Below are 14331 nucleotides of genomic sequence, written 5' to 3' on the forward strand. Positions count from 1 at the left end.
TTAACCGTTCGCTCATCCTTTTCGCCAAAATGGCAGCGTCCCGGCCGTGGCCTTGCTCGCGGAGGGGCGCTTGCCGTGGTGAGATCGTGCGTTCGGTTCGAAGTGGTGTGTCATGCGTAACATTATGATCTTCGCGGCCATCATGATCGGCCTCGGCACGTTCATGGCTCAGATGGCGGATAAGATGAGCGCGGCCTCGGCGACCGCGGCGCCACAGCACACCATTGCCGTCGCGACGCCGGCGCAGACGGGTTCTCGCAGCCTCAGCATCGCCCGCGACGCCCGCGGCCATTTCCAGACCGAAGGCCGCATTGACGGCCAGCGCATCGACTTCATGGTCGATACCGGCGCATCGGTGGTTGCGTTGAACGAGAAGTCGGCAGCCCGTTTCGGCCTGCGTCCCTCGCGCAGCGACTACAACGCGAGCGTCACCACCGCCAACGGCACCATCAAGGCCGCGCGCACCCGTCTTGCCATGCTCGAGGTCGGCGGGCTCATCGTGCGCGACGTCGATGCCATGGTGCTGCCGGACGAGGCGCTGTCGGAGAACCTGCTCGGGCTTTCCTTCCTTTCCCGGCTGAAGCGTTTCGAATACGCCAACGGTCGGATGATGCTGGAACAGTAAGGCCCAGCCGAACATATTTCGCGATATTGCAGCCGTTTGCTCCACCATCGGGCGGTTAAGGTTTCCTCGTTACCAATCTGCCGCAATTATCGGCCATAAGCCGCCAATCCCGCCTTCCGCTGCGCCCTGGCATTCGCTATGGCTGCGGCATTCCTCTGTCGATTAACGAGACGGTTCTCAATGTTCCCCAAGCCGAAATCCGTGCTGCTGCCCAACACCTATGCCTTCGAATCCGAGCCGATGGTGAAGGCCACGGGTTTCCGCGAGTATGACGCCCGCTGGCTGTTCCAGAAGGAAATCAACCTGATGGGTGTGCAGGCGCTGGGCATGGGCCTGGGCGCGCTGATCGCCGAGCTTGGCGTCAAGCAGGAGATCGTCACCGGACACGACTTCCGCGGCTATTCGGCCTCGATCAAATATGCGCTGATCTCCGGCCTGATGGCGGGCGGCTGCAAGGTGCACGACATCGGGCTCGCGGTGACGCCGATGGCCTATTTCGCGCAGTTCGATCTCGACGTGCCCTGCGTCGCCATGGTCACGGCCTCGCACAACGACAATGGTTGGACCGGCGTGAAGATGGGCGCCAACCGCCCGCTCACCTTCGGCCCTGATGAGATGACCCGGCTGAAGCAGATCGTGCTCAACGCCGAGTTCAGGAACAAGGCCGGCGGCTCCTACCAGTTCCACGAGAATTATCCGGCGCGCTACATCGCCGACCTCACCAGCCGCCCGAAGCTGAAGCGCAAGCTTAAGGTGGTCGCGGCCTGCGGCAACGGCACCGCCGGCGCGTTCGCTCCGCAGGTGCTGGAGGCGATCGGCTGCGAGGTGATCCCGCTCGACACCGAGCTCGACCACACCTTCCCGAAATACAATCCGAATCCGGAAGACATGGAGATGCTGCACGCGATCCGCGACGCGGTGCTGCATCACAAGGCCGATGTCGGCCTCGGTTTTGACGGCGACGGCGACCGCTGCGGCGTGGTCGACAACACCGGCGAAGAGATCTTTGCCGACAAGGTCGGCGTGATGCTGGCGCGCGACATGTCGGCGATCCACAAGGACGCGCAATTCGTCGTCGACGTGAAGTCGACCGGTCTCTTCGTCACCGATCCGGTGCTGCAGAAGCAGGGCGCGAAGGTCGCTTACTGGAAGACCGGCCATTCCTACATGAAGCGCCGCACCAACGAGATGGGCGCGCTCGCGGGCTTCGAGAAGTCAGGCCATTTCTTCTTCAACAAGCCGTTCGGCCGCGGCTATGACGATGGCCTGGTTTCGGCGATCGCGATCTGCGACATGCTCGACCGCGCGCCCGGCAAGTCGATGGCGGACCTGAAGGACGCGCTGCCAAAAACCTGGTCGTCGCCGACAATGTCGCCGCATTGCGGCGACGAGGTCAAATACGGCGTCATCGATGCCGTGGTGAAGCATTTTGAAGGCTTGCAGAAAAACGGCGCGAAGATCGGCGGGCAGGCGATCCGCGACCTCGTCACCGTCAACGGCGTCCGCGTCACGGTGGAGGACGGAAGCTGGGGCCTGGTGCGCGCCTCCTCCAACAAGCCGGAGCTCGTGGTGGTCGTCGAAAGCCCCGTCTCCGAGCAGCGCATGCACGACATGTTCGAGATGGTGAACAGCGTGCTGCGCACCCATCCCGAGGTCGGCGAGTATAATCAGAAGATCTGAGCAGTTTCAGCGATACTGGCGCCCCTATCTCCGCCGTCATGCCCGGGCTTGTCCCGGGCATCCACGCCTCTCCTCATGCGCGAATGCTAAGACGTGGATGGCCGGGACGAGCCCGGCCATGACGATTTCCGAAGGAGCGTCGCCCTCCGTTGAACAGACTTACGCCGCCACCACGGCCGGGATCGGCAGCGCGGTGACCGACTTGATCTTCTCCATCGCAAAGCGCGAGGTGACGTTCTTCAACGGCACGGCGCTGATCAGCTTCTTGTAGAACACGTCGTAGCTCTGCATGTCCGCGACCACGACGCGCAGCATGTAATCGACGTCGCCGGCCATGCGGTAGAATTCCATCACCTCGGGCATGGCGCTGACGGCCTCGGCGAATTTCTTCAGCCAGGCGTCGGAATGGTCGGAGCTCTCGACCGACACGAACACGGAGATGCCGAGCCCGATCTTGTTCTGGTCGACCAGCGCGACCCGCTTCAGGATCACGCCGTCGGCCTCCAGGCGCTGGATGCGCTTCCAGCAGGGGGTGGAGGACAGGCCGACCCGGTCGCCGATCTCGGCGACGGACAACGAGGCATCGTCCTGGAGCACCATCAGGATCTTGCGATCGATGGCGTCGAGGCGGCGGTTGGTCTCGGGGAGTTGGACGGCGAGGTCGCTCATTTTGAGAAACTTTTTCCATTCTGAGGAGCAGTTTCCCTCATATAGAGAAAAATCTTCTATTGCAAGCCTATAATCTCGGCGCGACTGTCGCACCCCCGTTCGACGCCGCCCGCAAAAGCTCTTCAACTTCAAAGCGTTGCGGGGCGGAGGTGCCGCCACCAAAGCGGATGCATTTCAGCGCCGCCGCCGCGGAGGCGAATCGCAGCGCCTCCCGTGCGTCCCGGCCTTCGGCAAGCCGAAGCGCGAAGGCGCCATGAAAGACGTCGCCGGCCCCGAGCGTGTCCACCGCCTGGACCGGAAAGGCGGGCGTTTCCGCTAGCTCGCCCCGCTCGCTCAACCAGATCGTCCCTTGCGGGCCACGCGTGGCGGCCAGGAAGGCCGGCGTCACCCGGCGGAGGTGCTTCAGGGCCTCGCCGTCATCGGCCATTCCCGCGGTCTCCCGCACCTGTTCGCTCGCGAACAGAATGTGCGAGGCCGCCGTGAGCAGGGCGTCGTTCAACACCATCGCGCGATCGACGCCGACGATGACAGCGATCCCGCGCCGCCGCGCCGCGTCACAGAGGTCGATGCAAAACGGCGCACAGCGGCTTTCGACGAGGACCGCCTGGCAGTCGGCAAGCAACTCCTCCGCGCCCGGCAACGTCACGCGCCACAGGGCGGGATCGCGATAGATGGTGAGCGTCCGCTCGCCGGTCGCGTCAATCGTGACGGCTGATACGGGCGTCATCAGGCCCGGCATGCGCACGATATGCCTGGTCTCGATGCCCTCGCGGGCCATCTGTTCCTGGATGAATCCGCTCGATGTCTCGCCGACATCGCCCATGGGACCTGCCAGCGATGCGCGGCCGCCGAGCCGCGCGATCGCGATCGCGGCATTGAGCGCGTTGCCGCCGCAAATCTCGGCCAGGTGGGTGGCATTCGCCTTACTGCCGCGCGCCGGGACGTGCTCGACCCGGAAGGTGAGGTCGCGCACGGGAATGCCGATGCAGAGAATGCGCGGTGCTATCCCCGATGTGGACAAGCGCCACTCCGTCGCTTAGGCGCCGCCCTTGCCATGCACCCAGCGTCCAAGCAGGTGATGGGCGATCGCGAAGGGATGCGGCCCCGCGAGCCCGTCGGGGTGCGTGCGCGCCAGCATCTGCCGCGCCTCGTCGCGCGTGAACCAGCGCGCCTCTTCCAGCTCGGTGCGATCGACGACGATGTCCTCGTTGAGCGCCCGCGCGCTGCAGCCGATCATCAGTGATGACGGATAGGGCCAGGGCTGCGTCATGTAATACTGCACGTCCGTGCAACGGATGCCGCTTTCCTCGAAGATCTCGCGGCGCACCGCGTCCTCGATCGTCTCGGCCGCTTCGACGAAGCCGGCGAGGCAGGAATACATGCCGGGGGGAAACTGCTTCTGGCGCCCGAGCAGGCATTTGTCGCCGGAGGCCACCAGCATGATGACGACAGGGTCAGTGCGCGGAAAATGCTCGGCCTTGCAAGCAGGACAGTCGCGCTTCCAGCCGCCTTCCTTCATCGCGCTGCGCGTGCCGCAATTGGCGCAATAGCCGTGGCGCTGATGCCAGGTCACCATCGACTTCGCCATCGCGATTGCGGAGAGCTGATCGGGCGGAATCGCGCCCTGCATCGCCATGCCGCGCAATTCGGTCACGGCATAGTCGTCGCGGCCCATCAGTTTCTCGGCGGCGGCCTGCGGCATGCCCATGCCGAACACCGCGGCGCCGTCACGCAGGCCCAGAAAGATCGTGCCGGGATTGGCGCCGCACTTGGTCGCTTCGTCGATCGACAGCAGCGCGCGCACGCCATCGCCCTCGCGCTTCACCAACAGCGAGTCGCGGTAGATGACATAGGCGCGCGAGGTGGACTTCTGCTCGAGCGCGAACAGTTTTTCGTCGTCGCGGCGCAGATGCGCGGCGCGATCGAGGATGCTTGTGACGAAGGCCGGCTGTCCCAGGGGAAATGCGTCGAATGCTGACATTATTGTTCTTTCAACCCAACCAGATCTTGCGGCGAAGCGCGCTGATGAAATTCTGGACTTCCGTGGCGTCATGCGCCAGCGGCGGCATCACCCCCCAGACCGGACGCGGCCAGGCCGCATCGCTGGTCCGCCGCGCGATGATATGCACGTGAAGCTGCGGCACGAGATTGCCGAGCGCTGCGACATTGAGCTTGTCGCATTTGGTGATCTCTTTCAGCGCGCGCGAGACGCGCGAAATCTCCGTCATCAACTGCGCCTGCTCGACCTCGTCGAGATCGATGATCTCGACCGCATTGGGCCGGCGCGGCACCAAGAGGAGCCAGGGATAATGGGCGTCCTTGATGACCAGGACTTTTGACAGCGGCAGATCGCCGATGTCGATCGTGTCCTCTTTCAATCGGGAATTCAGCGACCAGGCGGGTTCAGGCATGAAGGTTTCCGGATCGCCCGATGGATTCGGGCTTGGTGGGGCAGGCCCCTGCTTGTTTGGATCAGACCATACGATACCGATTCCCCGAGGGGAAGGATTGCAGGCTCGGGTCACCACATCCGAAAACGCACAGCGGAATAGGACCGGAGTGGAATCGAGGGCGAGCGCCCCGCGATCACATCAGCGACAACCGCGGCCGTGGCCGGCCCTGCGGCGAGGCCTACATGACCGTGGCCGAACGCATGCACGATGTCGTGACAGGCGGAGGCTGGCCCGATCACCGGCAGCCCATCTGGCGTCGACGGGCGGTGGCCCATCCAGCGGCTCAGTCGCGTCGCCGGAACATCTTTAGGCAATGCCGGATAGGTCCGGCGCAGATGATCGAGCAGCACCTGCGCGCGCTGCCAGTTTGGCGGCGCCTCGATCGTGGCGAGCTCCACCTGGCCCGATGCGCGCAGGCCCTTTGTCGTGACCGTGTTTCCCATCTTGCCGTCGCTCGGCATCACGGGCGTGCGCGGCACGGCCTCGGGATCGGCGATAACGACGTGATAACCGCGCTCGCTCGTGAGGCTCACGCGGTCTCCGGCCGCCAGCGCGAGATGCTTCGACCAGACACCCGCCGCGATCACCGCGCGATCGCACGCGATCCTGCCTTTCGCGGTCAACACCGCGCGCAGCCTGCCCTCAGCGATGTCGAAGCCGGTGGCGCGAGCGCGGGCAAGCGTCGCACCTTGCGCCACCGCATGACGGACGAGTGCCGCGACATAAGCGCCGGGATCGACGCAATGCGCGCCGGCTTCGACGAGCACGCCAAAACGATAGCGCGGATCGAGCGTTGGCTCGCGCGCCTGCAACTCCTCGCCGTACAGCTCGCGCCATTGCACGCCATTGTCCCGCCGCAGCCGCCACGCCAACGCTTCGGCCTCGAACGCCTGGCGATCGGGATAGACGTAGAGCAGACCATTTTGGCGGATGAGGTCCGGCACGCCGGCTTCAGCCGCGAGCTTTGCGTGCTGCGCCGGGGAATCCCTCAGCAGCGGCGACAAGGCGCGCGCGGTGGCTTCCACCCGCGGCACTGTTGCGCCTGCCAGGAGGAAGCGCGTCAGCCAGGGCAAGAGGCGCGGCAGCGCCGTGATGCGGATGGTCAGCGGCCCCAGCGGGTCCGCGAGATATCCCGGCACCTTCTTCCACATGCCCGGCATCGACATCGGCACGACCGAGGCGGGGCTGAGCCAGGCGCCGTTGCCAAAGCTTGCCGCCTGCTCGCCACCGGGCTCGCCCGGCTCGACGATGGTGATGTGATGGCCGTCGCGCAGCAATTCGAGCGCGGTCGCCGCGCCGACGATTCCCGCTCCGATGACGACGACATGCAGGCTCATGAGAAGGATCAGGCTTCCGCGAGCACGCGCGCATTGGCGCGCACGGAGGATTCGCTGACGCGAATGCCGAGGCCTGGGCCGTCGGGCACGACGACGTGGCCGGCGCGGTTGGCGACGCGCTCCTCCAGCACGTCCTCGGTGAGCACGTGATGCGGCATGTAGAACTCGCAGCCGAGCGAGATGCCCGGCGTCGCCGCGATCAACTGCGTGCCGGCGGCAAGCCCGATGCCGCCTTCCCACAGCGTGCCGCCATAGCCGGGTAGTCCCGCGATATCGGCAATCGCCATGATGGCCTGGGCCTCGAACAGGCCGCCCGCCTTCATCAGCTTGATCGAGACGGCGTCGGCCGCCTCGCGGCGCACCACCTCCATCATGTCGCGGCGGTCAAAACAGCTTTCATCGGCCAACACCGGCGTTTCCAGCGCCGCAGTGAGCTGCGCCATCACATCGAGAAACTTGCGCGGCACCGGCTGCTCGATGAAGGTCGGCGCGAACTCTTCGACATCGCGCAAGATCTTGATGGCGCCGAACGGCGCCAGCGCCTGGTTGTAGTCGACGCGCAGATCGACCTTGTCGCCGAATTCCTTTCGGATCGCCGCGAGATGATCGAGGTCTTCGCGATGCGGTTTCACGCCGGTCTTGACCTTGTAGATGACGTTGCCCTCGGGGACCATTTTGCGCATGCGCTCGAGGTCGGCGGAAAAATCCGGGTCGGCGATCGAGAAGGAGAGGGGGATGGTGTCGCGTACGCGGCCGCCGAGGAGATCGGCGACGGACAGCCCCGACGCCTTGCCGATGATGTCGAGCAACGCCATCTCGATTCCGACCTTGGCCTCGGCATGCCCGACCAGCGCGCGATCGAGTTCGACCATCAACGCGCGCACGCGCTTGACCGGCTTCTTCAGCACGATGGGCCGCAGGTAGATATCGAGTGCCGAGAAGGCCGCTTCAGGCGTGCCGGTGAACACCTCCCAGGGCGCGGCTTCGCCCCAGCCGACGATGCCGTCGCTCGACGTGAGCTCGATCAGGACACGCTTCACCGTGCCCTTGACGTTGCCGACGCCCTGCAGGCGCGCCATCTTGATCGGGCTTTCGATCAGGAACAGCCTGATACGTTCGACGGTCGCCTCGGTCATGTCAGGCCTCCATTGACGTGCCAGATCTGGCCGGTGACGTAAGACGCGGCCGGCGAGGCCAGGAAGGTGATCACGGCGGCGACCTCCTCCGGCCGTCCGCGGCGGCCCATCGGGATCGACGCCTCGGTCGCGGCAATCTGCTCCGGCGAGAGCTTGCTCTCGGTCGGCTTGTCCTTTGCGATCAGCCCTGGCGTCACCGCGTTGACGGTGATGCCGTCCCGCGCAAGCTCGAGGGACATCGATCGCACCAAGGCTTCCAGCGCGGCGCGACTGGCCGCGGTCGCGGCGAACGGCGCGAAATCGGGGCGGAAGACGTGCGCGACGAAGGAAGACACCGCGACGATCCGCGGATCGGTCCCGGCGCGCAGCATCGGCAGCGCGGCCTCAGTCAGTCGTGTGAAGGCGAGCGCGGACTCGTCCATCGCCTGGCGGAATTGCTCGGCTGGAACATCAATCGCGCTGCCGCGACGCGCCGATCCCCCGATCGAGACGAGCGCATCGAGCCGACCGAACGAACGCTGCGAGGCCGCGACAGCTTCCGATGCGACCGAGGCCTCGGCGAGATCGCCGAGACACACGGCGACCTCAGCACCCCTGGCACGGGCGTCGTTGGCGGTCGCATCGAGGCCGGTCGCGTTGGCGCGCGTGTGCAGCAGCAGCGCCGTGCCCGGTGCTGCGAGCAGTTTTGCCGTGGCGCGGCCGATGCCGCTGGCGGCACCGGTGACGAGATAGGCGCGATCGATCCCGGGCATCACGATGCAGCGGTGGCTGGCGGCAGGGCGCCGGTGCGGTGGAAATGGCTGAGGAAGGCACGCATCGCCGCCTCTTGCGGGGTGTCGATCACCTGTCGCGCCGGGCCTTCCTCGACCACGACGCCGTCGCGCATGAAGACTACGCGGTCGGCAACCTCGCGCGCGAAGGCTATCTCGTGGGTGACGATCACCATGGTCATGCCTTCGGCGGCGAGCTGCTGGATGACGTTCAAGACTTCGCCGACGAGCTCGGGATCGAGTGCCGATGTCGCCTCGTCGAACAGCATCACGTCCGGCTCCATGGCGAGCGCACGTGCGATCGCGACGCGCTGCTTCTGCCCGCCCGAGAGCGTCGCCGGATATTGATCCGCCTTCTCGGAGAGCCCGACCTTTGCGAGCTGCGCTCGCGCCAGCTTTTCGGCATCGGCCCTGGGCATGCGGCGGACCGTGACCGGACCTTCCATGACGTTCCGCAGCGTCGTCATGTGCGGGAACAGGTTGAAGTGCTGGAACACCATGCCGGTCGTGGCGCGGAAGCGCGCCAGCGTCTTGACGTCAGGTAGTCTTGCCCCAGTGCCGAATTCGAACCTTGTGTCACCGACACGGACGCTGCCGCCGTCGGGGACGACGAGCAGATTGATGCAGCGGAGCAGCGTCGATTTGCCCGAGCCCGACGGGCCGATCAGCGCCACCACGCCGCCCTTGGCGACGTCGAGGCTGATGCTCTTCAAAACCTCGTTGCTGCCAAAGCTCTTGCGCAGCGACCGGACTTCGATCTTCGGTGTGTCGCTCATTCGCTCACCGCCATTCGCTTCTCGCCGCGCCGGACGAGGATGGTCAGGGGAATGAGGATCGCCGCATAGGCGACCGCCACGGCGGTGTAGGTTTCCAGCGGCCGGTAGCTGTCATGGGCCGCGACCTGGCTCTGATAGACCAGATCAGGCACCGCGAGCACCGAGACCAGCGAGGTGTTCTTGAACTGGATGATCGACTGGTTCATCAGCGCCGGGATCATGCGCTTGATCGCCTGCGGCAGCACGATGCGCGTCATGGTCTGCCGCGGCGTCATGCCGAGCGCGGCGCCGGCCTCGGACTGGCCGCGGTCGATCGAGACGATGCCGCCGCGGATGATTTCCGAATAGAACGAGCCGCCATAGAGCGACAGCGCCAAAGCCGAGGCCGTGATCGGCGTCATCTCGACGCCGGCGAGAATCGGCAGCGCGTAATAGAACCAGATCAGCTGCACCAGGATCGGCGTGCAGCGGAACGCCTCGATGAAAATCAGCGCGAGCGTGCGCACCGCCTTGAAACGGGAAAGGCTGCCGAAGGCGGCTATGAGGCCGCAGAGCAGCCCACACACCACAATGACCACGGTGAAGCCGACGGTGACGCCAAGCCCGTTCAGGAAGAGCCACCGGTAGCTCCAGAGGATGCCGAAGTCCCACTGATACATGCGTGCTTTACTCGTCGTGCGCTTGGCCGTTTGCGCCGTCATTCCGGGGCGCGACGAAGTCGCGAACCCGGAATCCAGAAGTTGTGGCGCGAGATTCCGGGTTCTCGCTTCGCGAGCCCCGGAATGACAGTGGAAGCTTACAGCGACACGCCCGGCGGAATGTCCGCCTCCGTCACGCCCACGAGCTCCATGTTCGTGATGATGGCGTTGCGGATGAAGCCGAGGCCCTTGTTGAAGTCGATCCAGGTGTTGACGAAGTCGCGCCAGGTCTTGTCGGTCTCGCGGCGGAAGCCGGCATTGGACGTGGTGGCGAAGATCGGCGTCGGCAGCACGAACTGGCCGAGCGAGGGGTTCTTCTTCAGCACGGTCAGCGACAGCATGGTGATGAGGCACTGCGCGTCGACGCGGCCGGTCTGCAGCGCGGCGGTGGCGTCATCCGCGGTCTTCAGCCGGGTGATCTGGGCTTTCGGCGTCAGGCGGCTGACGACCTGGTCGTGCGAGGAGCCCTGGTCGACCGCGATCTTGATGTCGGGCGAGTTCAGCTCGGCCCAGCTCTTCGGCTTGAAATCCTTCTTGCAGAGAATGCCGAAGGCGTTGTTGAAGACCGGCACCGAGAAATCGATCACCAGCGCGCGCTTCGGGGTCGGGTTGAGGCCGAAGAAGATGTCGATCTTGTTGGACTGGAGGTCCAGCACCGAGTTGCCCCAGGTGGTCTCGGTGATCTCGAGCTCGGCTTCCATGTCCTCGGCGAGCGCCTTGGCGATGTCGATGTAAAAGCCCTTCCACTGCCCGGTCGAAAGATCCTTCATGTAGTAGGGGGCGCCGCCGCCCACCGCGCCGATCCGCATCTTCTTGGTGCGGCGGATGCGGGCAAAGGTCGTTTCGTTGGGATCGGCCGCCGTCTGTGCCGCAGCCTGGGGAACGATCGCGCTTGCCGTGACTGCGGCGCCGAGTGCGCCAAGCCCGACAATCGATGCAACATCACGACGTGTAACCATTTGAATGATCGCTTTTCTGGTTGGGTGGAGTTCCGGGAGTTTTCTTACCAAGGCGGCACCATCAGCGAAAGCACAGCCTCTTGGCGCCGAGGACTAGATCTTGCGCCGGGTTTTGCCCGGATGCTGGGCAAGTCAAATCCGGGCCGATACCCGCTTGCTTTCCGGCCCTTTTGGCCCCAAATAGGGATTGGGAGATTGGCGGTGGACGAGCCACTCGCCAACCGGGTCAGGTCCGGAAGGAAGCAGCCCTAACGAGGTCCGGATCGGGTCGCTCGTCAGTCTCCTACCTGTTTTTCGAGCGGATCAGCGCAGGCCTAAGCCGCCTGCGCACGCTCCTTTCCGCAAAAGCCGGCCGAGAGACATTTCATTGCGGATCGACCGATGACCGACGCTGGCGGCCCGACACCCCCCCATAGCGCCAGCCAGGCTGGCTTTGAGCTCGGCGCCCAGCCGGGCACCCCCTATCGGGTGCTGGCGCGAAAGTACCGTCCCTCCTCCTTCGACGATCTGATCGGCCAGGAGGCCGTGGTCCGCACCGTCTCCAATGCGTTCGAAACGGGGCGCATACCGCAGGCCTGGATCCTCACCGGCGTCCGCGGCGTGGGCAAGACCACCACTGCGCGCATTTTGGCGCGCGCGCTCAACTACGAGATGCCGGACGGCTCGGTGAAGGGCCCGACCATCCACATGCCCACCCTCGGCGTGCACTGCCAGGCGATCATGGAAAGCCGGCACATGGACGTGCTGGAGATGGACGCGGCGTCCCACACCGGCGTCGACGATGTCCGCCAGATCAATGACAGCGTGCGCTACGCGCCGGCCAGCGCCCGCTACAAGGTCTACATCATCGACGAAGTCCACATGCTGTCGACGGCGGCGTTCAACGCCTTCCTGAAGACGCTGGAGGAACCGCCGGAGCACGCCAAATTCGTGTTCGCGACCACCGAGATCCGAAAAGTTCCGGTCACCGTGCTGTCGCGCTGCCAGCGCTTTGACCTGCGCCGCGTCGAGGCCGACGTGCTGATGAAGCACCTCGCGGGCATCGCGACCAAGGAGAGCGTCGAGATCGAGCCGGAGGCGCTCGGCATCATCGCGCGCGCGGCCGAAGGTTCCGTGCGTGATTCGCTGTCGCTGCTCGACCAGGCGATCGCGCATGCGGCGGGCAGCGTGAAGGCCGATGCCGTCAGGCAGATGCTGGGGCTCGCCGACCGCACCCGCGTCATCGACCTCTTCGATTCGCTGGTGCGCGGCGACATCGCCTCCGCGTTCAGGGAGTTCCGCGACCAGTACGACACCGGCGCCGATCCGATCGTCGTGCTGTCGGACCTCGCGGAGTTCGTGAACTTCGTCACCCGCGTCAAGATCGTGCCTGCGACCGCCGACAATGTCGCCTATGGCGAGACCGAACGGCTGCGCGCACGCGATTTTGCGTCAAAGATCTCGATGCGCGTGCTGTCGCGGATGTGGCAGATGCTGCTCAAGGGCATCACCGAGGTGCAGGCCGCGACGCGCCCCGCCGCCGCCGCCGAGATGGTTTTGGTCCGCATTGCCTATGTTGCCGACCTGCCGACGCCGGACGAAGCGATCAAGATGCTGGAGCAGAATGGCGGCGCCTCGCTGGTGGTGAGCGGTGCAAGTGCTTCGCGCAGTGCGCCGACCGCGCCTGTCGCCTCGGCGGCACCGGTGCGTGCGCCGACGTCGTCGCCGCCTTCTTTCGGCGGTGGTGCGCGTCCGCAAATGGCGGCGCCACCGGCGCCGCAGGCCGCGACTGCACCCGCGCTGCGCATCACGAGTTTTACGCAGCTCGTCGCGCTCGCCGGGCAGAAGCGCGATGTCATGACCAAGGCGGCGCTCGAAGGCGACATGCGCCTGGTGCGGTTCGAGGATGGACGGCTCGAAGTTGCGCTCGAGCCCAACGCGCCGAAGTCGCTGATCACGGAACTGCCGCGCAAGCTCGAGCTCTGGACCGGCCGCCGCTGGACCGTCGTGGTGTCCAACGAGCAGGGCCAGCCGACGCTGCGCTCGGTGAACCAGGCCGCCAAGCAGGAGCATGCCCGCACTGCCGAGGCCGATCCACGCGTGCAGGAGGTGCTGTCGCGCTTCCCCGGTGCCAAGGTCGTCGAGGTCCGCAGGCTTGCCCCCGAGACGCCCGAAACCAATATTAACTCCGACTATGGCAGTGACGATCCGCCCGACGGTTCCGACGGCGACGATCTCTAGAGCATGATCCGGAAACGAGTGAAGCGGTTTTCCGCTAAGATCATGCTCAAGCAACAAGTTGAGGACAGGACCGATGGCTGATTTTCTCGGCATGATGAAGCAGGCCCAGCAGCTTCAATCCAAGATGCAGGCGATGCAGGAAGAGCTCGGCAATCTCGAGGTCGAGGGCATCTCCGGCGGCGGCCTGGTCGCGGTGCGCATGACCGCGAAGATGGACGTGAAGGGCATCAAGATCGATCCGTCGCTGATGAAGGCGGAGGAGCGCGAGGTGCTGGAGGATTTGCTCGTCACCGCGCTCGCCGACGCACGCCGCAAGGCTGAAATCGCGATGCAGGAGAAGATGCAGGCGCTGACCGGCGGGCTCGGCCTGCCGCCGGGACTGCTCGGCTGACATCATGCCCGCGGTTGCCGGACCCGAAATCGAGCGCCTGATCCAGCTTCTGGCGCGTTTGCCTGGTCTGGGCCCGCGCTCGGCGCGGCGCGCCGCGCTGCATCTGATCAAGAAGCGCGAGGCGCTGATGATGCCGCTGTCGGCCGCGCTCCAGGTCGCGCTCGACAAGGTCCAGGTCTGCAAGACCTGCGGCAATATCGATACGCAAAATCCCTGCACGGTTTGCACCGATCCGCGCCGCGATCCATCGATCATCGTCGTCGTCGCCGACGTCGCCGATCTCTGGGCGCTGGAACGGGCCAACGCGACGCAAGGCCGCTACCATGTGCTTGGCGCGACATTGTCGCCGCTCGACGGCGTCGGCCCGCAGGATCTCACCATCGACGCACTGGTGGCCCGCGCGCACAACGCTGAGGTGCACGAGATCATCCTGGCGCTGAATGCGACAGTGGACGGCCAGACCACGGCGCATTACATCACCGACCTCCTGCAGGACGCCAATGTGAAGGTTACCCGGCTCGCGCACGGTGTGCCTGTCGGCGGCGAGCTTGATTATCTCGACGAAGGTACGCTATCGGCTGCGATGCGGCAGCGGACCCTGTTCTAATACTCCCAAC

At 65.3% G+C, this 14331-nt stretch carries 15 protein-coding genes and 1 other RNA gene; 6 read left to right on the forward strand and 10 right to left on the reverse strand.

All coding sequences use genetic code 11. The annotated features are described in order from the left end of the window. Positions 1-112 precede the first annotated feature (112 nt). Both JQ632_RS08940 and JQ632_RS08945 read left to right on the forward strand, forming a co-directional pair. On the forward strand, positions 113-625 hold the full coding sequence (locus JQ632_RS08940) for a TIGR02281 family clan AA aspartic protease (RefSeq protein ID WP_212401934.1): 513 nt from the start codon (positions 113-115) through the stop codon (positions 623-625). A gap of 180 nt (positions 626-805) precedes the next feature. Then, positions 806-2305, forward strand: a complete 1500-nt coding sequence (locus JQ632_RS08945; RefSeq protein WP_212401935.1) for a phosphomannomutase/phosphoglucomutase — start codon at positions 806-808, stop codon at positions 2303-2305. A 159-nt stretch (positions 2306-2464) separates the two neighbouring features. Here JQ632_RS08945 and JQ632_RS08950 read toward each other — a convergent pair whose 3' ends face one another. The 10 genes from JQ632_RS08950 to JQ632_RS08995 form a co-directional block, all read right to left on the reverse strand. After that, positions 2465-2974: an Lrp/AsnC family transcriptional regulator gene (locus tag JQ632_RS08950; protein ID WP_212401936.1), complete on the reverse strand. Its 510-nt coding sequence runs from the start codon at positions 2972-2974 to the stop codon at positions 2465-2467. Positions 2975-3041: 67 nt separating this feature from the next. After that, positions 3042-3995, reverse strand: a complete 954-nt coding sequence (locus JQ632_RS08955; protein WP_212401937.1) for a sugar kinase — start codon at positions 3993-3995, stop codon at positions 3042-3044. Between the two features lie 15 nt (positions 3996-4010). After that, complete coding sequence (gene nudC, locus JQ632_RS08960) at positions 4011-4955, reverse strand: NAD(+) diphosphatase (protein ID WP_212401938.1); 945 nt, start codon at positions 4953-4955, stop codon at positions 4011-4013. A gap of 10 nt (positions 4956-4965) precedes the next feature. After that, entirely contained in the window at positions 4966-5385 is a 420-nt protein-coding gene (locus tag JQ632_RS08965; protein ID WP_212401939.1) for an HIT family protein, read from the reverse strand. Positions 5386-5495: 110 nt separating this feature from the next. Beyond that, positions 5496-6764 carry an FAD-binding oxidoreductase gene (locus JQ632_RS08970; protein WP_212401940.1) on the reverse strand — a complete coding sequence of 423 codons (1269 nt, stop codon included), beginning with the start codon at positions 6762-6764 and terminating at the stop codon, positions 5496-5498. An 8-nt stretch (positions 6765-6772) separates the two neighbouring features. Further along, the gene (locus JQ632_RS08975) at positions 6773-7900 is read right to left on the reverse strand and encodes a muconate cycloisomerase family protein (RefSeq protein WP_212401941.1); all 1128 of its coding nucleotides are present in this window, start codon (positions 7898-7900) and stop codon (positions 6773-6775) included. Then, positions 7897-8652, reverse strand: a complete 756-nt coding sequence (locus JQ632_RS08980) for an SDR family NAD(P)-dependent oxidoreductase (RefSeq protein WP_212401942.1) — start codon at positions 8650-8652, stop codon at positions 7897-7899. Before JQ632_RS08980 ends, JQ632_RS08975 begins: the two co-directional genes overlap by 4 nt. Further along, the gene (locus tag JQ632_RS08985) at positions 8652-9446 is read right to left on the reverse strand and encodes an amino acid ABC transporter ATP-binding protein (RefSeq protein WP_212401943.1); all 795 of its coding nucleotides are present in this window, start codon (positions 9444-9446) and stop codon (positions 8652-8654) included. The genes JQ632_RS08980 and JQ632_RS08985 overlap by 1 nt, the downstream gene beginning before the upstream one ends. Beyond that, the gene (locus JQ632_RS08990; protein WP_212402090.1) at positions 9443-10105 is read right to left on the reverse strand and encodes an amino acid ABC transporter permease; all 663 of its coding nucleotides are present in this window, start codon (positions 10103-10105) and stop codon (positions 9443-9445) included. The genes JQ632_RS08985 and JQ632_RS08990 overlap by 4 nt, the downstream gene beginning before the upstream one ends. Before the next feature lie 137 nt (positions 10106-10242). Then, the gene (locus JQ632_RS08995; RefSeq protein ID WP_212401944.1) at positions 10243-11103 is read right to left on the reverse strand and encodes a transporter substrate-binding domain-containing protein; all 861 of its coding nucleotides are present in this window, start codon (positions 11101-11103) and stop codon (positions 10243-10245) included. Between the two features lie 190 nt (positions 11104-11293). On the opposite strand from JQ632_RS08995, the gene ffs reads away from it, so the two are divergent. The 4 genes from ffs to recR all read left to right on the forward strand — a co-directional run bounded on the left by ffs (position 11294) and on the right by recR (position 14321). Continuing rightward, an RNA gene (gene ffs / locus JQ632_RS09000) (signal recognition particle sRNA small type) lies at positions 11294-11390 on the forward strand. 94 nt (positions 11391-11484) lie between these two features. Further along, positions 11485-13323: a DNA polymerase III subunit gamma/tau gene (locus JQ632_RS09005; protein ID WP_212401945.1), complete on the forward strand. Its 1839-nt coding sequence runs from the start codon at positions 11485-11487 to the stop codon at positions 13321-13323. 73 nt (positions 13324-13396) lie between these two features. After that, positions 13397-13714 carry a YbaB/EbfC family nucleoid-associated protein gene (locus tag JQ632_RS09010; RefSeq protein WP_212401946.1) on the forward strand — a complete coding sequence of 106 codons (318 nt, stop codon included), beginning with the start codon at positions 13397-13399 and terminating at the stop codon, positions 13712-13714. Positions 13715-13718: 4 nt separating this feature from the next. Continuing rightward, positions 13719-14321 carry a recombination mediator RecR gene (recR, locus tag JQ632_RS09015; RefSeq protein ID WP_212401947.1) on the forward strand — a complete coding sequence of 201 codons (603 nt, stop codon included), beginning with the start codon at positions 13719-13721 and terminating at the stop codon, positions 14319-14321. Positions 14322-14331 lie beyond the last annotated feature (10 nt).

The organism is Bradyrhizobium liaoningense, assembly GCF_018130955.1.
In the GTDB taxonomy this organism is placed as follows: domain Bacteria; phylum Pseudomonadota; class Alphaproteobacteria; order Rhizobiales; family Xanthobacteraceae; genus Bradyrhizobium; species Bradyrhizobium liaoningense_C.